Here is a 400-nt window from a genome sequence, read left to right on the forward strand (position 1 = left end):
GAGGCAAGCATGGCCGCACGCTCACCATCAAGGCGGCAGACGTCGCTATTTTGCCAGCAGGCACTGGTCACCAATGCCTCGCGGCGAGCAAAGACTTTCTCGTGGTTGGCGCCTACCCGCCCAACGGCACATACGATGAATGTTCTAGGAGCGAGGACCATGCCCACGCCGTCAAGACCATTTTCAAGGTCGCTAAACCACGACAGGATCCCGTCTACGGTGGCAGCGGTGCGCTTTTCGACATTTGGAAAGCATTTCGGTAAGCGCTGAGCGCTTCCGCCCATTTCCTCTGGATGCCTCGATGGCGGGCGGACAAAGGACCGCGCCAATGCACTTCGCCTAAGGAGCAACTGGCTCTGATCGCCGTTAAGACGGACAGAGATTATGGACATCAACGTTC

Annotated in this window: 1 pseudogene; it reads left to right on the plus strand. The window is 57.8% G+C overall.

Going from position 1 to position 400, the window contains the following annotated elements:
* A pseudogene (locus EN862_RS36660) lies at window positions 1–263 on the plus strand (cupin); the annotation flags it as partial.
* Window positions 264–400 lie beyond the last annotated feature (137 nt).

The sequence above is a fragment of the Mesorhizobium sp. M2E.F.Ca.ET.219.01.1.1 genome, assembly GCF_004016445.2.
Lineage (GTDB): Bacteria > Pseudomonadota > Alphaproteobacteria > Rhizobiales > Rhizobiaceae > Mesorhizobium.